Source organism: Neobacillus niacini NBRC 15566, from assembly GCF_001591505.1.
Lineage (GTDB): Bacteria > Bacillota > Bacilli > Bacillales > Cytobacillaceae > Neobacillus > Neobacillus niacini.
Genome location: NZ_BCVA01000021.1, coordinates 65,293 through 83,603 on the forward strand (window position 1 = coordinate 65,293; position 18,311 = coordinate 83,603).

General features: G+C 36.1%; 13 protein-coding genes and 2 pseudogenes. 11 read left to right on the forward strand and 4 right to left on the reverse strand.

The features are described 5' to 3' along the window. Nucleotides 1–46: 46 nt before the first annotated feature. Nucleotides 47–612 (forward strand): annotated as a pseudogene (locus tag BANA01_RS15990) (cupin domain-containing protein); the annotation flags it as partial. Nucleotides 613–705: 93 nt separating this feature from the next. Further along, nucleotides 706–939: a DUF5661 family protein gene (locus tag BANA01_RS30820; RefSeq protein WP_411835061.1), complete on the forward strand. Its 234-nt coding sequence runs from the start codon at nucleotides 706–708 to the stop codon at nucleotides 937–939. A 1,284-nt stretch (nucleotides 940–2,223) separates the two neighbouring features. On the opposite strand, the gene BANA01_RS16000 is transcribed toward BANA01_RS30820, so the two are convergent. Both BANA01_RS16000 and BANA01_RS16005 read right to left on the reverse strand, forming a co-directional pair. Beyond that, nucleotides 2,224–3,141 carry a LysR family transcriptional regulator gene (locus BANA01_RS16000; RefSeq protein WP_063253791.1) on the reverse strand — a complete coding sequence of 306 codons (918 nt, stop codon included), beginning with the start codon at nucleotides 3,139–3,141 and terminating at the stop codon, nucleotides 2,224–2,226. A gap of 171 nt (nucleotides 3,142–3,312) precedes the next feature. Then, nucleotides 3,313–4,074: a M15 family metallopeptidase gene (locus tag BANA01_RS16005; protein ID WP_063253793.1), complete on the reverse strand. Its 762-nt coding sequence runs from the start codon at nucleotides 4,072–4,074 to the stop codon at nucleotides 3,313–3,315. Nucleotides 4,075–4,269: 195 nt separating this feature from the next. Between BANA01_RS16005 and BANA01_RS30635 the strand changes: the two genes are divergently transcribed. Further along, on the forward strand, nucleotides 4,270–4,401 hold the full coding sequence (locus BANA01_RS30635; protein WP_268875094.1) for a hypothetical protein: 132 nt from the start codon (nucleotides 4,270–4,272) through the stop codon (nucleotides 4,399–4,401). Between the two features lie 266 nt (nucleotides 4,402–4,667). Next, nucleotides 4,668–5,489 (forward strand): annotated as a pseudogene (locus tag BANA01_RS16010) (IS110 family RNA-guided transposase); the annotation flags it as partial. A 487-nt stretch (nucleotides 5,490–5,976) separates the two neighbouring features. Here BANA01_RS16010 and BANA01_RS16015 read toward each other — a convergent pair. Beyond that, complete coding sequence (locus tag BANA01_RS16015; RefSeq protein ID WP_063253795.1) at nucleotides 5,977–6,450, reverse strand: DUF2062 domain-containing protein; 474 nt, start codon at nucleotides 6,448–6,450, stop codon at nucleotides 5,977–5,979. A 53-nt stretch (nucleotides 6,451–6,503) separates the two neighbouring features. Further along, nucleotides 6,504–7,190 (reverse strand): CDP-diacylglycerol--serine O-phosphatidyltransferase, encoded by a 687-nt coding sequence (pssA, locus tag BANA01_RS16020; protein WP_063253797.1) that lies wholly within the window; start codon nucleotides 7,188–7,190, stop codon nucleotides 6,504–6,506. Between the two features lie 177 nt (nucleotides 7,191–7,367). Between pssA and BANA01_RS16025 the strand changes: the two genes are divergently transcribed. The 7 genes from BANA01_RS16025 to BANA01_RS16055 all read left to right on the forward strand — a co-directional run bounded on the left by BANA01_RS16025 (nucleotide 7,368) and on the right by BANA01_RS16055 (nucleotide 18,253). Further along, nucleotides 7,368–9,152 (forward strand): sensor histidine kinase, encoded by a 1,785-nt coding sequence (locus tag BANA01_RS16025; protein ID WP_063253800.1) that lies wholly within the window; start codon nucleotides 7,368–7,370, stop codon nucleotides 9,150–9,152. 2 nt (nucleotides 9,153–9,154) lie between these two features. Continuing rightward, complete coding sequence (locus BANA01_RS16030) at nucleotides 9,155–10,720, forward strand: response regulator transcription factor (RefSeq protein ID WP_063253801.1); 1,566 nt, start codon at nucleotides 9,155–9,157, stop codon at nucleotides 10,718–10,720. Between the two features lie 89 nt (nucleotides 10,721–10,809). Beyond that, nucleotides 10,810–12,318 (forward strand): glycoside hydrolase family 31 protein, encoded by a 1,509-nt coding sequence (locus BANA01_RS16035; protein WP_063253804.1) that lies wholly within the window; start codon nucleotides 10,810–10,812, stop codon nucleotides 12,316–12,318. 241 nt (nucleotides 12,319–12,559) lie between these two features. Next, nucleotides 12,560–13,843, forward strand: a complete 1,284-nt coding sequence (locus BANA01_RS16040) for an ABC transporter substrate-binding protein (RefSeq protein ID WP_063253806.1) — start codon at nucleotides 12,560–12,562, stop codon at nucleotides 13,841–13,843. A gap of 99 nt (nucleotides 13,844–13,942) precedes the next feature. Then, on the forward strand, nucleotides 13,943–14,824 hold the full coding sequence (locus BANA01_RS16045; protein ID WP_063253809.1) for a carbohydrate ABC transporter permease: 882 nt from the start codon (nucleotides 13,943–13,945) through the stop codon (nucleotides 14,822–14,824). Further along, a complete protein-coding gene (locus BANA01_RS16050; protein ID WP_157411812.1) occupies nucleotides 14,821–15,654 on the forward strand; it encodes a carbohydrate ABC transporter permease in 834 nt (277 codons plus the stop codon). Before BANA01_RS16045 ends, BANA01_RS16050 begins: the two co-directional genes overlap by 4 nt. Nucleotides 15,655–15,865: 211 nt before the next feature. Further along, complete coding sequence (locus BANA01_RS16055; protein WP_235847166.1) at nucleotides 15,866–18,253, forward strand: FIMAH domain-containing protein; 2,388 nt, start codon at nucleotides 15,866–15,868, stop codon at nucleotides 18,251–18,253. Nucleotides 18,254–18,311: the final 58 nt, after the last annotated feature.

The following is an 18,311-nucleotide window of genomic DNA, read 5'->3' on the forward strand; positions in this document are numbered from 1 at the left end:
CATAGGCATATGATGTTTTTGTATATCTGTGAAGGGAATGAAAAAAGTGTACAATGTCCCTAGTACGTATCAATATCAAAATCAATATCAATATCATTATTATGATACTGCACCAATGCATAACTATGAAAGACAGTCTGTTTACAGGAATATTCCTAATGGTACTAACCAATATAGTTTTAAAGATTATGGACCAGAACCATTTGTAGTTAATATCAATGAGGCTACGAAGCGAAACAAAACCTATCGTACCGCTTTATGGACAGGGAATCGTTTGCAAGTTGCTTTAATGAGTCTCAATGTTGGCGAAGATATCGGTTTGGAAATGCATCCCGACGTTGATCAATTCTTACGTATTGAACTAGGACAGGGGATTGTTCAAATGGGCAAGAGTAAAGATAATTTTGACTTTGAAAGAAATGTCAATGATGATTTTGCAAAATGATACCTGCTGGAACATGGCATAATCTAACCAACACAGGTAATATTCCACTAAAACTTTACTCGATTTACGCTCCTCCTAACCATCCATTTGGTACTGTCCATGTTACCAAATCAGATGCAGTAGCTGTGGAAAAAGCCTACGGTCATCGGAATGAAAAAAATATAACTACAAAAAATTTAAATACATTTAGACCAGAAAATATTAATACAACTAATTCAAACATCTCTAAAACTAGCTTTTCTAAAGAGGAAGCAGCAGCAATAGCTTTACTTTTAGGCATTGATTTTACCAAGAGTAAATTTGATTTAAATGAGTTTTGGTTGGGAGTAAATACAGAACTTGAACATGGAAGAAAATACAATCTGACAAATGTTACTGCGGATGAACCTATCACTACTGGAAAAATTGCATTGGCTCATCTCAACGAATTTCCTGATTATTATAAAAGGTTAAAAGTTCTTGAGGAAGAAGCAAAAGCGTATTGGAACAAATAATATACCAGACAATTTATTATTTCCACCTTAATTGAATAAAAAACAAAAACCAAAACTAATAAGAAGGAAAGGAGCACGCGCTAAAGCGTGTTTTTTTCTATATTTCTAGTCAATCAAAACGGTTAATAAAATGTCCGCATATAGGTGGTTGGACGCTGGTTGGTCACAGTTGTTAAATATTGTTTAAATAATTTTAGTCTAGTAATCCAATTTTAAATACCTATTTATATTGAGTAGATTCCTCAAAATTGAGGTAATACTAAAATTCTTGCGTAAGGACTACCTTTATATAGTGTACAGCTTGAGGGAATTAGTAGGATTTTGTTGGGGGTGAAGCAAGAAGAATTTAATGTATGACTTTGTTTTAAATATCCGGCTTAATTCTCCGTACCCTGTTCATTTTATGCACCTCACCATATCGGGGAAGCTTCTCCATGAGTAGTGAATGATGAAGAAATGGGAGCTATCTAGAACAAAAAATACCGCTCCATCAACTAAAACCGAAACTGGTGTCCTTATTCAAAAAAACAAATTCATAAAATTCCATGGTAGCAGAGGAAGAAGCTGCAGCAGGGGGAGAGGGACTCTTACATGATCATAACCTTATATGAGTACGAACGCCATGGCATTTTAAAAAAGTCCGGAACCAGTTAATAAAGTCTGGAACCAAGTGAAAAGAAAGTAGGGAACCAATGACATTATAGTTAGTAACTTATTAATAAAGATGGTAACCGAAAGATAGTAAACTACATTCCTCAAAACCCGCTCCTGATCCCAAAAACAAGGAATCAGAGAAATGTCTACCATTAAACAAGAGGAGAATGAAGATTCCATCAGTTTTATTTAAATAAAAAAACCAATTCACTATTATTTAGGTGAATTGGTTTGTTTGTGTTTATCTGTTGGAAGGTAGTTAATCCATTCGATTGTCTCAATGATTTTTTCAAAAAACTTTTTCATATTCATTTCCTCCTAGCGATTTGATACCTTTATTATCTATCATTGGAAGGGTTTTCCACAACGTCGCTGAAAACGGAAACAAAGGGGATGAAAACGAAAACAATGATGATGAAAGCGTCAATCATCTATGATTATCTCACTCATTCGCTATATTTCTCTTGTTTTCTCAAAATTGCAAAAAAGGTTATAGAAAACCATTCCTAAACCCTTTTTTATCGACAACGCATTAGTAAATTAGGTTTTATTGAAATCAGTGATCGAACCACTAAGAGGCTTCTGAAAACATTTAGACTTTAGCTTACAAGCTGAAACGATTTAGCTTCGTTATTTATCTATATTATTTGTTTTACTATTTTTTAGGTTTTTAAAAAGGTCACCAATAAATTCCTTCGCTACTTTTGTTAAACCTTTTGTTTCTAAATATATAAGCCAGAAATCAATTGGAAAATAATTTTCCTCCTCTAGAGGGATGATTTTTATTTCTCCATTTTTAACCATGGGACTATGTTGAATAGAAAAATCATGCAAAAATAAAACGGCCTGACTTTGTTTTACCAACTCGAAAAGAAGGCTGCTGCTATTTGTTCTAATTAAAACTTGATTGGGATTTACTTTTATTAATTTTAATACCTTTGTATAATCCGTTGAATTATATAGAACAAATTTTGAATTCTTTAAATCACTAAGAGTTACATAATCAAAAGTATAATAGGGTGAATTTTTACCGACCGCTATACAGATGTGACCCTCATGAATATGTTCAAAACAAATATTTTTTTCTTTTTTTAATTCATTAATAGATGCAGGTAGTAATGCGAAGTCATAGTTTTCTTTGTTGAAATTTTGAATGATATCTGTAGGGTTTTGCTCTACAAATTCGAATGTAATCTCATTATTTCTCGAATTAAACTCAACCATTGTTTCTTGAATTACATAAGAAAAAGTCGGCGCTGTAGTAATTTTCAAATGAATTTGATTACTATTTTTATAATCATAAATTTCTTTGTTCAGTTCTTTCATGGTCTTAAGTATAGCCATTGCTTTGGAAATAACTATTTTACCTTCAAAAGTTGGAGTAATTCCGTGTTTTGAACGGTTAAAGATTTTTATTCCAAGCTCATTTTCTAGCTGTGTAATTGATTGACTCATCCCTGATGGCGAAATAAATAATTTTTCTGCTGCTTTTGTAATGGACATGTCATTTGCAACATTGACAATATACTCCATTTGTTCAAAATTCACTATACCACCTCAACTTCAGCTGATCCAATCCACATTTAATCTATGAAAACATTTTACACTTGCTCTTAATTCTCCGCCAGACACAGTGGTTCTACAAAGATTTAAAAAAATAATGGATATAAAAAGTAAACAGAACATCAAAAATCATCCATCTCCAAAAGAAATGATTAATTACTTATTAACTGGTTGTACATGAAAATATTCTTCCAGTGTAATTCCTTTGTTCATAATTATTAGAGCAATCGATTTACCAACGTAACGTAGGTGCCAAGGCTCATATTGATAACCAGTAATGGCTTTTTTTCCTTTCGGATATCGAATAATAAAGCCGTAATCGGCTGCATTCTCCTCTAGCCAAATGGCCTCTTTTGTCCCCCCAAAGCAGTCTTCTGCAGGACACTTGCCATCTCCTCCAGTAACATCGATTGCAAGACCGGTTTCATGTTCACTCGTGCCAGGCAAAGCACTGTACGTTTTAGCTTCTTCATACCCATCTTTCCTAACATAAGATTGAAATAATGCTGTTTGAGTTGCATGTGAACGATAAGCCGAAACACCTAATAATGAAATGCCTTGTTCTTTTGCATCGGTATATAGGTCTTTAATCGCACCTGCGGCTTCAGCACGCATTTTTCGCTTTTCAGTTTTATCTTGGAAAACAAATGGAATATCTACATAAATAAGATCTGGTGGAGAATAACTTTCTGGCAGCTTATGTAGGTTATTTACAAGAACAGAAATGCTCTCTGGGTTAACGTCAACGTGGATACTGTCATCAATCTGTTTTGCATGAACTGACGGTGTTGATTCAGTTTTGCCTTGAGCGGACGGTGTTAACTCAGGTTTGCTGTTTGTATCTAGAAACATGTCAGTAAAGCCAGTTAATATCACTGCTAATATAATGATGCAATCCCTGATTAATAATTTGTCCAATTTGAACACATCCATAATAAAAACTTATAAATTAACAGGTTAAATTTTATCATGGTGCCTTTCGTTTAATGAACTCCAGAAAACTTAATATGTTATGAAGTAAAGCTTAAATTGACCGAACTTTGACATCAAAGAACCTTGTCCGTCTGATCTTTAAACCGTAAGAGTATTAAGACGATAGAAAGAAACGATAAAATGAGCGAAAAAGGTCTAGATTTATTCGGTGAAATGTTAATGAACAGAGTGCATGATGATGCTATTGACGACTGGGAAAGAATTTTTGAAGTTATCATGAACGAAACTAGCTCCTTACTCGTAACAGCGTAGGTTAATTTGGTTAGAATGTTTACTGGAAAACAAACCAAATCAGAGCTACATTACGAAAGATACCATAAGATATGTAGGTTTAGACTATCAAAGGAAAAAATTGCAGTTGCTATTGCTGAAGAAGGCCGTGGAGAACCAAGGTATTGGGGAATGATCACAAACACTCCGGAATCTGTAAGAAAGTTAGTTAAAAACTTGGAGAAAAAGAAAATCTTCGCGTATGTTATGAAGCTGGCCCAACTGGTTATGGGTTATATAGGCTCTTTCTCATTCTAGGAATTGAGTGTGAAGTCATTGCACCATCGTTAATTCCAAAGAAACATGGCGAATGCATTAAAACGAACCGCAGGGATTCCATTAATTTAGCAAAATTATTTCGTTCAGGCGAATTAACACCGGTCTATGTTCCAACTGAAGACGATGAAGCACTAAGGGATTTTGTACAAGCCCGTGAAGATGCGAAGGAAGATGAATTAAGAGCCAAACACCGACTAACTAAATTCCTATTACGGTATGATATTCATCCTCCTTCTGGAGTAAGAAAATGGACTTGTAAAAATCGAGAATGGTTGAATTCTCTAAAGTTTGAGCATTCAGCATCTAGAATTGTTTTCCAAGAGTATCTGCATCAAATACAAGAAATTGAACATCGAGTGAAACGATTAGAAGAAGAGATTCAAATACAAGCAACTGAAGGTGTCCGTGCGCCTATAATTCAAGCCCTTCAATCTTTAAGAGGTGTGGCACATATTACCGCTACCAACTTGGTGGCTGAGATTGGATCTTTCAAAAGATTTGAATCTCCCAAAAAGTTAATGGCATATGCCGGATTAATTCCAAGTGAAAGTTCTAGTGGTGAAACGAGAAGACAGGGGAAAATCACAAAAACAGGGAACCGCCATGTTCGCCGTTTATTGGTAGAATCAGCATGGAGTTATCGTTACCAGCCCGCCGTAAAAGGAGAACTAAAGAAAAGACAAGAAAGTAGTTACCTAGTATTCAAGCAATCTCATGGAAAACACAAAATCGCCTCCATAAAAAATACTTTTGCTTGTTATCACGAGGAAAGGCAGCTGGTAAGGCCATGACTGCTGTGGCTAGAGAATTAGCAGGATTTATTTGGGTAATAACACAAGAAGTGGAAAATACAACTCCATAGAAAAAGTAATAGTACGTTTAATAATATAAAAACCCCCTTAATACATGGCAAAGTATTAGGGGGAATAGTATTTAATTCAACTTATTCAATGGAATTTCTTTAGTAATGTCCACGCAATCTAATATTAATAATTTGGAGTCAAAAGCCAATATCTTAACCTCTTTAAGATTTGCCCCCTCTTTACTCCTATTCAACATTGAAAGGGCCTACGGTAGCTGGATCAATAAGACCTGTACCTCCACTCCCCATTGTAATGAAGAACATTTCAGACTTAATAATTGAGTTCAATCTTAGCTATGGTAATCGTATTAAATTTCACATGCTAACTTCATTTGTATTTACTGATTGGCAACTATAGAAGTTTGAGCTCTACACTAATAACTTAATTATTATCATGGCCTTCCCACCTATTGATTTTATCTAATTTTATTTAAAATCCTTACCCGGTACATCTTAAATAGGAAATACGCAATAAAGTAAATGAGGATTGATGAGATTAGGATATTAATTACTGCACCTGTTAGAAATGAGAATCCAACCGAAGGGGATCCATCTATCCCTTCAAATGTATGTTGAATAGCATCAATGTAATCAACTTCTTCAAGTTCATCAATCTTAGTTTTCTTTTCCAATAGTAAGCTTCCAACCTTATAATTTAATAGGAAAAGTAGTGGCCAAATAGGAGTTCCTATTACACCCCCCACAATGGCAGAAACGGTATTCGCTCTAACAAGTTTTGCAAAAGCAACCGAAAGGAAGGGGCCTAGCGCGAACGTAGGAATCCAGTTTGGAATAAAACCCACAGTAAAACCCAGCGCTACTTGATGAGGACTTGATTTTAGGCGAAATAGACGGATGATATTATATTTAATTCTACGTGTTACTTTCATCTGTTTACATCCCTTCCAGGTATCCAAACACGATCGCTTAAAAAAGTTAATGATTAACTATTTTTTATCCTTTTTACTAATTGATAAAATAAATAGATGATATAAGTAGGTGCTGCAATATATATCAGATAAGGAAACCTTCCGTATGTTCCTTTATATATTAGAAATAATAAACATCCCAAAAAAATAGTAACAATCGTGCCATACTTTGGTAATGGTACATCCTTTAAACTAGGTATTCTAATCTTACTAATCATTAGAAAACAAAGCGCTGTAAAGATAACGGTTGTAACAATATTCGGAATGAGATTACCAAACAGAGTAAGTAATGCTAAAATACCACCAGCTGCAGTAATTGGAACACCAATAAAATAATGTTGAGATGATTTATTGGTGCTAATATTAAATCTCGCTAATCGAAAAGCACCGAACAACGGGAACAATCCAGCAACAGCTAATCCGAGTAATCCAAATTGATAAAAATAGGTGTAATATATTAGAAAAGATGGAGCGACACCGAAAGTAACAATATCTGCTAATGAATCTAACTCCTTCCCTAAAGAGCTATCAGCTTTTAAAATTCTAGCTAACCTGCCGTCCATACTATCCAGCATCATCCCAATGATGATCAAAATCGCTGCGTTTTTAAAATGACTATTTGCTGCAAATCCGATTGAAAGAAAACCACAATACAAATTACCTAAGGTTAGCATATTTGGGATACTTTTTGAAAAACGCAAATTCAATCACCTACTAATTATATTTATAAGTACTAAACAGTTTGCATTGCTCAATTTTGATCATTCATCTCTAATTGTTTAATTTTACCACCTAACATAAGGTGGTGTCGAGGTGAGCTCATGATCCTGTGTTAGAATAAAGTTTGAGGATGTTTCGGAAGTGGAGATTTAGTGAAAATGAAATTACAAATAAAAAATACATTGCAGAATAAGATGATTGTTTTTTTCTCGTTGATTTTTTTTACGGTTATTTTACTTGTTGGTTTTACAATGATGCAGTTTGTGAATCAAAACTTTCAGGAGCATAGCTACCAGAATCTGAAGAGTATGGTAGAGTCTAATCTTGAATTGTTGGATAGTAATTTTGCGAGATTGCAAAGCTTAGCACATGTGATTGCGAGTGACCCGGATGTCCGTGCGGCGGTAGACTATCGAAATCAAACAGATGAGATAGACTATTCGATTGAACTGCACAACCAGCGAAATGTGCATGATACATTACAGCAGTTAAAATTAATGCCCTATATCCGAAACGCTGTCATCGTTGGAAGTAATGATGAGGGGATTTATTCATATAAAGGAAATATGAAGGAAAAGTATGATTTTGGAGATCAGGAATGGTATCGTCATTTTCAAAAAAACATTGCTTTTAGTAATAGTTATTTTACGGATTTTCACAATACGGACTATCTCTTAAGTAGTAAGAGTGAAAAAACGATATCAATGGTGACGCCGATACAAAATACGGCTTCTTATAAACCGACTGAGAGTTCATACCTGATCAGTGATGTGGATTTGTCCTCAATTTTGCTCAAAAATATGGGGGACAATGATGTCGAATTAGCAATCTATAACCATACAGGGTGGCTGCATTTACCAGAATTAGTGGATATTTCAGATAAGCAGATTGCTCACATCAAGGAGAAGATCGAGGATGGCGAAGAATATTTTTTTATAGAGGGAGGGAATTGGAACGACTATGATCAATTAGTCGTTATGAAGACCTCTAGCATTACAGGATGGAACGTGGTGGGGATCAAAAGTCTGAAAAGCATATATGACTTTAAAGTTGCTGCACTACTCTTTCTTGTTACCCTTCTCTTTTTATCAGGGATAATAATCGCTATCGTATCTGGATTAATTTCAAAAACCATCCTGAACCCTGTAAATCTGCTAATCGGAAAGTTTAATCGGATTGCGGATGGTGACTATTCGGTTACATTTGAAGAAAACAGCAGTGAAGAAATCCAAAAGCTTTCGAAAACAGCAGAATATATGATTCACAATATGTTGGCGCTGTCAGATGAGGTGTTACTAGAGCAGAAAAAGCTTGCAAAAGAGCAAATGCGGGTTCTTCAACATCAAATTAATCCCCACTTTTTAAATAATGTTTTACAATCGATTAAGGCATACACAGTAGATGGAAATTTGGAAAAAATATCAAGACTAAGTACATTATTAGGAAGAATGTTGACCTATTCGGTTTACCAGCCTTATGAGAAAGTAAAAATTAAGACGGAGTTAAGCTATATTGAACAATATATTTCAATACAAAACATCCGTTTTGATGATAAAATCTTTTATTCTATTATGTGCAATCCCGAATTAGAGTGTGTAATGGTACCTAAGCTGATTATCCAGCCAATAGTAGAAAATGCAATTGAACACGGATTCAGAAACAAAGCGAGTGGACTGCTGCACATTACCGTTGATAGGGAGGAAGTAGACCTTACGATTATGATTACCGACAACGGGGATGGCATGGAGGCAGAACGGGTCCAACAACTACATGAGGATTTAAAATACAGAGATTCCTATACAGCCGAAAAAAGCATTGGACTATTAAATGTAGATAAACGGATTAAAAGTGAGTATGGAGAGGAATATGGATTGCGTATTTACTCCAAAAAACATGGTGGTACCAGTGTAATTATCACAATTCCAATGAGGATCGAGGGGTAGACATGCTAAAAGTACTATTAGTAGATGACGAAATGCTGACAATTCGCATGCTACAGAGTTTAATAGATTGGGAAAAGTTCAATCTGGAACCGGTGGGCTACGCACAGGATGGGGTGGAGGCTTATGAAGCCCTGCTGAAATATGAGCCCCATATTGTTATTACAGATATTAATATGCCTAATATGACGGGTATTGAATTTATAAAAAAGGTAAAGACTCTTAACCGTCAGACTGAATTCATTTTAGTTAGTGCTTATAGTGACTTTTCTTATATCCAAAAAGCGATGAAGTTAGGGTGTACAGACTATATTTTAAAGCCAATTGATGAACTGGAACTTGATGATGCACTGAAGAAAGCTACTGATAAAATCCGGGGTGAAAAGGAAAAAGAACATATGCTGGAGAAAAGTGAGTCTCAAATGAAGAAAATGGAGCTCCACAGCTTTATGAGAACGGGGAAGGATATCCAAAGGATTCAAAAGGTGCAAGAGCACTTTTCGTTTCATTTTGACAATTATTATCTACTAATCCTTCAATTAAATCATCGTACTATTGATGAATATGTGAACATGCATCAAATTGAGTTTTTACAAATGAGCTATATCAATCACATTCTGGAAGTGATTTTGAAGGAATATGAGCATATTTTATTCGAATATGTAGAGGATTCCTGGGTTATCTTGCTTTCAAACATTGCTCCGGACACACGGATTGCTCTTTCAAAGGAAATGATACAAGCTTTGCATACCCATTTTAATCTGAATGTAATGGCCTGCTTTAGTGACGTCATTCCTGGAATCAATCAGTTACCTATTGAATATAAACGAACGAAACTCCTTTGTCGCTATAATTTTTATGTAGATGCAGAAGATATTTTAGGATTTGGCTATAATTGCAAGGAAGAAGACTTCACACAAATTAAAGGCATCGATTTGGTCAAGGAAATAGAAGAGGCTATGGTGGAGAAGGATTTGGGAAGGGCAGAGAAAATCATCAATGAAATCTTCTATTTATCTAAAAATATCAATCCACTGGAATTACATCAAATTTATGAGATTTGTTTTCAAATTATTATGATGCTCAAGAAATTGATTCTTCAGAATCATGATAAAACTGAAACGATGAACAGCCTATTAAATGTCTCGTATGAAAGTCTTCTAGAACTCACTAATGTGAGAAGCCTTAAGGAATTTATGTTGAATGCACTTATAGAAACGCTAAAACATGGGCAAGACGAGAAGGAAACCTATAGTCATCTTGTGACAGAGGCGATTGAAATCATCCGAAAAAATTATAATCGAAATATTACACTTGAAGAGATTTGTAATCAAATTGCCGTTAGTAAAAATTATTTTAGTTATTTATTTAAACGGGAAGTAGGTATTACGTTATGGAACTATCTGACGGAGCTTAGATTAGAGAAGGCGAAGCAGCTTCTAATCGAGACAGATATGAAGAGTTATGAAATTTCCTTCCAGGTAGGATATGAGAATCCTAGTTATTTTTCAATGCTCTTTAAAAAATCTGAATCTATGACACCTAATGAATATCGGAGAGTGAAAAAGTAATAAAGTTTTAGAAATGCATAATTTCTTTGCTTTCCTTATGGCACTGTTTTCTTTATTCTGTAAAAAACTAGACATAAGGAGTGAAGGAAATGAGGATTGAAATGCTGGAGCAGGAATTTTGGTTTGGTGGGTATGTTCATGAGGGTGTCAATCAGCCAATTGGTAAGGATGCTATGTGTACACTTGATTTACGAGTCAATCAGACTCCAAATCAAGCAATGCCATTATTTCTGTCATCAAAAGGGCGCTATCTTTGGAGTGACCATGGATTTGTGATTCGATTTGAAAACGGAATCATTGAAGTGCCGGAGGAAGTTGTCGTGAGTGCAGGATATCAGAATTTAAAAGGCGCTTACCTTCATGCGATGAAAAAATACTTCCCTTTTCAGGAGAGAAAGCTCAGTATGAAACTTTTCCGTCAACCCATTTATAATAGCTGGATTGAACTGACCTTTTATCAAAATGAAGAAGATATCATGGCGTATGCAAACCAAATTTTAAACAATGGTATGCCACCTGGAGTCTTGATGATTGATGACGGTTGGACCGATTATTACGGCCATTGGGTTTTCAGTAAAGGAAAATTCCCAAATCCGAAAGAAATGATCCGACAGCTATATGACAAAGGCTTCCATGTAATGCTTTGGGTCGCTCCATATGTTACTCCCGATACGGTTCAGTACCGGGAACTGCGGGATAAGGATTTGTTAATTAAAACAAAAGATGGTAAGCCCTATATCACGGAATGGTGGAATGGATTCTCTGCTGTGCTGGATATGTCCAACCCAGCAACAAACGTATGGTTGAAGGAGAAGTTGGATCAATTGTGCGAGATAGGTGTGGCAGGATTTAAGTTTGATGGAGGAGACAGCACTCATTACAGTGAGGATCTTGTGACCTTTGGAAATGTTTCACCAGATGAACAGTCCATGCTATGGGCGAAATTCGGAGAACAGTATGCCTTTAACGAATTCCGTGTAACACCTAAAGCCGGTGGTATGGCTTTACTTCAACGTCTATGTGACAAAGAACACGCTTGGGGGAATACAGGTATTAATGCACTTGTACCTAATAGTCTATTACAAGGGATAACCGGTCATCCATTTTGCAGCCCTGATATGATTGGTGGAGGCGAGTATCTTAATTTCCAAGAGATTGAAGATGGCTCACTTGATCAGGAGCTATTTGTTCGACACAGTGAAATTGCGTGTCTCATGCCTGCAATGCAATTTTCTGCTGCTCCTTTTCGAGTACTGGATACTACTAATTTTCAATCGATTCTTAACAGTATTCAAATCAGGGGAAAGTTCATACAAGTTATAGAGTATTTGGTTCAGAATGCCCAACGAACAGGAGAGCCAATCATTCGTTATATGATCTATGAATTTCCAAATGAGCCTGTGGAGCGGATTACTGACCAGTTTATGCTAGGATCGACTATTTTAGTAGCTCCTGTTACTGAAAAGGGGAAAACAGGAAGAAGTGTATACCTTCCAAAGGGAATTTGGCACTATGAAAACGATATTATCGAAAGTACCGGGGGAAATAAGTTTTTCACTAGCCAACCAGGACAACCCATCGTCCTAATTAAGCAATAAAAAATTACTATAAAAACAGTATAATATGATATAAAAAGGATTCGGAATCTACTAGATTCTGAATCCTTTTTTATTGAGGCCAATGCCAGGAGGGATAGTTCAGTTATTAAATAATAGTGTAAATGTGTTGCTTTCTTAAAATCGTATTTTTGTTATATAAAGATGGTAATATTGTTTATTTAGCGGGAAAACGCATTCATATACAATTGGCTTATATTAAATAGAAAGGAAGATTCATTTTATGAAAAAGAAAACGGTTACTCTATTTTTATCTGTTCTTATTCTATTGGCTACTATTCTTGCTGGCTGTGGAAGCGATACAAGTAATGGGGCTGATAAAGAAAAAGAAAATGGCAATGATGTCGTTACACTACGTATGATGGGATATAATCCAGAATCAACAAGAGCAACTTATTTAAAATATCTAGATGAGAAGCTGCCAAATGTTGAAATTGAATTTGAATTTGTAGCACTTGATAATTTTAATAATGTTCTAAACTCACAGCTGCAAGCTGGTGAAGGTCCAGATTTAATTGAGGTTGGCGGCGAAGCAAAGCTACTTGCAAAAGCGAACTATCTATTGGATTTAACAGATGAAGAGTTTACAAGTAAGTATGTAGAATCAGGATTAAAACCATATATGGTAGATGGTAAGGTTTATGCAAGCCCATTACAATCATGGTTTGAAGGTATTTTCTATAATAAAGCCATTTTTAAAGAAAATAATGTTGAAGTTCCTAAAACATGGGATGAGTTTATTGAAATTAGTAAGCAATTAACTAAAAATGGTGTGAAGCCACAAATCATGGGAGCTCAATCATGGGAGCCAATGATGAAGCAAAGTATTGGACTCGTTAATAATGAATTTTATTCAGATGAAGCTAACAGGAATTTTGATGAGAAGTTTAACGCAGGAGAAGCAAAGCTTGCAGAAGAGTGGCTTCCATACGTAGAAGAATGGGCACGAGTGATCGACGAAGGAATTATTACAGAAGACATGCTAGGACTAAGCTATGACCAGGCGCTTGATCAATTTGCAACAGGTAAAGCAGCAATGTGGGAAAGTGGCCCATGGGCAGTTGAAACCATTTTAGAGAAAAATCCTGATATAGAATTAGGAATGTTCCCAATCCCTGGTAAAACAGAAGGAGACGGTTGGTTAATCGGTGGTCCTGGTTCTGCATTAGCGATCAATGCAAAATCACAGCATATTGAAGAAGCATTAAAAGTACTTGAATTAACAGCAACAGAAGAAGCACAAAAAGTACTCGTTGCGGATAACGCAGGAAGCTCTTTCTTAGAAGGTGTTGAAGTAGACTTAGGTGAGATTTATACAGATAGTGAGGCAGCATTCAAAGCAGGTAATGTATATGCTCCTTGGACTGCAGTATGGACCTCCGGAAATCCAATTGTAGAAGCGTATGGTAAGTCACTACAAGAAGTACTTGCGGGCGTTAAGACAATTGAAAATGCACTTAAAGAAGCAGACTCGGTAAATGATAATTTAAGAAAGACCCTTAACTAATCAAATTTATTATCAAAGGAAAAGGAGTTCACTTTTCCTTTGATTCTATCCATTTTATTTTTATCGAATGGGAGAGTTAATAGGGATAGGAGGACTATCATGTATAACAAGCAGCGTGAACGGGTCTTTATGTTAATGATTCTTCCGGCGTTTATTGGATTTATTGTTTTATTTATCGCCCCAACTGCGATGAGTTTTTTCTATAGTCTTACAAATTGGTCAGTCTATAATCCTGATATTAAATTTGTGGGTTTGGATAACTATAAAATGTTATTTGAAGATGTCAAAACCGTTTCAGCGATTAAGACTACATTACAATACGCAATACTTATCACCATTTTTCAGAACATCATTGCAATCCTATTGGCTGTGTACTTGAATAAGAAAATGGTGGCAGTTAACTTTGTAAAATCTTTAGTGTTCTTACCTGCTGTGTTGAGTATCTTAGTCGTTGGATTCCTCTTTCAATACATTATGACTTCTGCAGATTATGGACTTTTAAATAATATTATTCAATTCTTTGGGGGAGATCCAGTGAACTGGCTGGGTGACTCAAAGATTGCAATCTATTCCGTCCTAGTAACTCAGGTATGGCAATGGGCAGGTTGGTCGATGGTTATTTATATTGCAAACTTAAAAAGTATTGATACTGCTTTATACGAAGCTGCAGAAATTGATGGCGCAGGTAAAATTCGAACGTTTTTCTCAGTAACATTGCCTTTATTGTATCCAGCAGTTTCCTTCAATTTACTAATGAGTCTGATTGGGGGAATGAAGGTGTTCGATGTCATATTCTCAATGACAAAAGGTGGCCCGGGCTATGCGACTGAGACTATTATGACGACCCTCATTCGGGAAGGCTTCAATAGTGGAAGGAACGCTTACGCTTCTGCGCTTGCCGTCGTATTCTTTATTGCGGTCTTCATCTTATCACGAATTGTGATTACATTCCTAAACAAATGGGAAAGGAAGCTATCATGAGTAAAAAGGGATTATTAGGAAAGATATCTTATATCGTTGGCCTTGTTTTCATTAGTTTTGTGATGTTTTTGCCAATCTATTATTTGGTAATCACAACATTTAAATCACCGGAGGAGGCAGCAGCGAGCCCATTAGGTCTGCCTGCATCACTTGATTTTTCTAATTATATGAAAGCCTTAGATGCCATGAATTATCTTCAGGCCATGAAAAATAACATAATCATTACAAGTGTATCTGTTATTTTACTTGTCTTTTTTGCTTCGATGGCTGCTTACGTAATCGCAAGGAGTACGAAGAAGATCTATCACATTATGTTCGCTATCTTTTTGATAGGGTTGATTATTCCATTTCAAATTGCCATTGTACCACTGTACCAGATTATTTCTGGAATGAACTTAATGAATACCCATCTTGGAGTGATTTTGGTCAGTGTATTTTGTATTAACCTACCATTAACGATTTTCTTATTGCGTGGGTTCATTCATACCGTTCCAATCGAATTGGAAGAGGCAGCCTATATGGATGGCTGTGGGACCTTCCGCTGCTTTTGGTTGATTATTTTTCCATTATTAAAACCAATCATTGCAACTGTTGTAATTTTGAATACACTGGCGATTTGGAATGATTTCTTAACCCCATTGTTATTCTTACAATCACCGGACAAGGCAGTATTACTACAGGAAGTTTACAAGAATGTTGGTCCATTCTCCACAAATTGGACATCCTTCTTCCCAATGCTTGTTATGTCAACACTTCCTTTAGTTGTATTCTACATCATCATGCAAAAACGAGTCATTGAAGGTGTAGTAGCCGGCTCTGTTAAAGGATAAAAGGGATGAGACAGGACTCATGTGTCACTCTCAATATGTTCAATGGGGCAGATCTTGTGTTCCAATTCTCACCATGAGTGTACCTTGTTTAACGGAGGCTAGCCCATCAAAAAAACTTTGTGACAAGGGAGGCTAGCCCCTTGTCACTCGTAAAGATGTAGGGACAGAGTGAACTGTCCAACAAAAAAAGGAGATGATGATAGTGAAGAAAATGAAGATTATCGTATTAATTACAATTGTTTTTTTTACCACTTTTAATTTTGGCAATTTTACAAAAAATGCTTATGCGGAGGATGCTTCCACACAATATGAGGTAACATTTAATCCGAATAATGGGGAAGAAGCGAAAATTGTTACTGTGGGAGAACCACTAGTAGAAAGCAATGTACCATTTTCAAAACTTGAAAAAGAGGGTTATGACTTCCTTGGCTGGTTTTATGGAAACAATCTTAAATACGAGGTAATCTTTCCCTTTCGACCTGAAGGAAACATGATACTCACAGCAAAATGGGGGAAACATACAGCACCAAGTCCAATCGAAAAAGATGGATATCGTTTAATTTTTAATGATGAATTTAACCCAGAGACTGGCATATTGGACCCAGAACGTTGGGTGGATAAATATTTGTCATCATGGACAAGAATTCCTGAGTTGGCATCGCCTACTTATGAAATAAAAAATGGAGCGATGGTATTGCAAATTCATGAAGATACCCTTCCGTGGGCACCAGAATTTGATGGTCAAACAGTTGTAAGCGGTTTTACTACTGGTAACCGGAATGCTCTTCATAATTGGAATGGTAACAACGTGGTAAGGAATCCGGTTGAAACAGAGGTAACGCATATTAATCAATATGGGTTTTATGAAATTCGAGCTAAGGGGCAGGCAGGATCATCCAGACATGCAGCTTGGTGGTTAACAGGATTCGAGGATAGCGTGGATCACTCTGCGGAAATTGATATTTTTGAAGTTTTAGGAAGAGACGCAACTTCTGTTCCAAGAGCTTATCACGGTTGGAATGACCCAGATGCGTTTAACGTTAAAGATGAGGGACAGACATATCGAAATAGTAAAGCTAATTTCCATGATGAGTGGCATACTTATGGAATGGATTGGCAAGAGGGAACTGGCTCAGGGGCTTTTCCAGATCGACTAGTATTCTATGTGGACGGTATAGAAGTAGGCAGTAAAAATGTAAACATTGATTATCCAATGATTCAATTATTCTCACTCTATGAGAAGCGTGCTGGTGGATGGACAGGACCTTGGGAGTGGATGCCATATCCAAACTCATTTGAAATTGATTATGTAAGGGTTTATAAAAAGCTTCCTGAAAATCAGCCTGCATTATCTGCAAGTGAGCTGGAAATAGTGCAAATTGAGGATGCAAAGATAACCGTACAAGAAGGAAAGGCTTCTCTAAAGAAGTATACATCAGCTGTTGAGGGACATGAGGGCGAGGTATATACAGAGCCTAATCTACCAAATACACCATCCTATGTAAATGTGAATTGGAATGATGGTGTCGTTACACAGGAATTTGTAAAATGGGATCCAATTACCGTGGAGGATTTACAAACATTAAATAGCGGGAAATCCATCACGAAAAATGGTGTGCTTCCGAATAGTAGTGATTTAAATGGGGCTGAAAATCCGACATTGGTTATTGATGTAACCCCAGCACCACCTTCACCACCATACGTAAGTGAAAATTTAGGTAAGGCAAACAGCCAAACTGAATTAGCAAAATTATTTGATGGGAACCTTAAAAGCAATAGTGGTGAGTTTATCTTTGAACATAATTATTTACCGACGGACAAAGAAGTAAATATTCAGTATGATTTTAACAAGAATGTGGAATTACAATCCATTTCATTCTCAACAAACTATGGTCAAGACCAAGGAATAAGAAAATTCAAAGTAGCTGCTTGGAACGTAGAAACGAATAGCTGGGATTTAAATAGTACGGAATACAGTATCCCATGGACTTCTGCTGGTAATACCGAGCTTGGTGAAACAAAAACAATTGATATTATTCCAATTGAGACAACAAAGGTGAAAATTATTCTCACTGATGTTGGTTTAAAATGGATCAACAAAATGGCAATGCGAGAAATCGCCTTCCAATATGATGAAGTGGTGGATAAATCCTCTCTAAAACAAGTGGTAGATGAGACAGAGCAGAAAGACGAAACTACCTATACTGAAGAAAGCTGGTCGGTGTTAAAAGTGTCCCTAGCAAAGGCAAAAGAGGTAATAGAGAATGAGGCTGCGACGCAAACAGAGGTAGATGCAGCCCTCCATGAATTGACTGAAGCCATCCAACAGCTAGTTAAAAAACCATCAGCAGTAGAATTAGAATCAGCACTGAAATTTATCGAAAAGCACACAAATGAGGGGAATATCACAACTTCATTAAGCAAGCAGCTTTCTACATCTATAAGTTCAGCGATTCATCATCGAGATATGGGCAGACAAGAACAAGCTTTAAAACATTTACAGGATGCGATCAAGCATTTTGAAAAAGCAAAAGAAACGGATATAGCGGAAGACACACATACAAAACTACAAAAAATCTTTAGCTTAATTGAAATCTAAATCTCTGACCAAAATGAAGTGGTCAGTTAGTATTTAAAGAAGTTAAAAAAGTGCGAGT

Bases quoted from the DNA above. Each gene is read 5' to 3' on its own strand.
- BANA01_RS16030 (WP_063253801.1), top strand. From the start codon at position 9,155: ATGCTAAAAGTACTATTAGTAGATGACGAAATGCTGACAATTCGCATG.
- BANA01_RS16015 (WP_063253795.1), bottom strand. From the start codon at position 6,450: ATGAAAGTAACACGTAGAATTAAATATAATATCATCCGTCTATTTCGC.
- BANA01_RS16055 (WP_235847166.1), top strand. From the start codon at position 15,866: ATGAAGATTATCGTATTAATTACAATTGTTTTTTTTACCACTTTTAAT.
- BANA01_RS16025 (WP_063253800.1), top strand. From the start codon at position 7,368: ATGAAATTACAAATAAAAAATACATTGCAGAATAAGATGATTGTTTTT.
- BANA01_RS30635 (WP_268875094.1), top strand. From the start codon at position 4,270: ATGAGCGAAAAAGGTCTAGATTTATTCGGTGAAATGTTAATGAACAGA.
- BANA01_RS16035 (WP_063253804.1), top strand. From the start codon at position 10,810: ATGAGGATTGAAATGCTGGAGCAGGAATTTTGGTTTGGTGGGTATGTT.
- BANA01_RS16050 (WP_157411812.1), top strand. From the start codon at position 14,821: ATGAGTAAAAAGGGATTATTAGGAAAGATATCTTATATCGTTGGCCTT.
- BANA01_RS16040 (WP_063253806.1), top strand. From the start codon at position 12,560: ATGAAAAAGAAAACGGTTACTCTATTTTTATCTGTTCTTATTCTATTG.
- BANA01_RS16045 (WP_063253809.1), top strand. From the start codon at position 13,943: ATGTATAACAAGCAGCGTGAACGGGTCTTTATGTTAATGATTCTTCCG.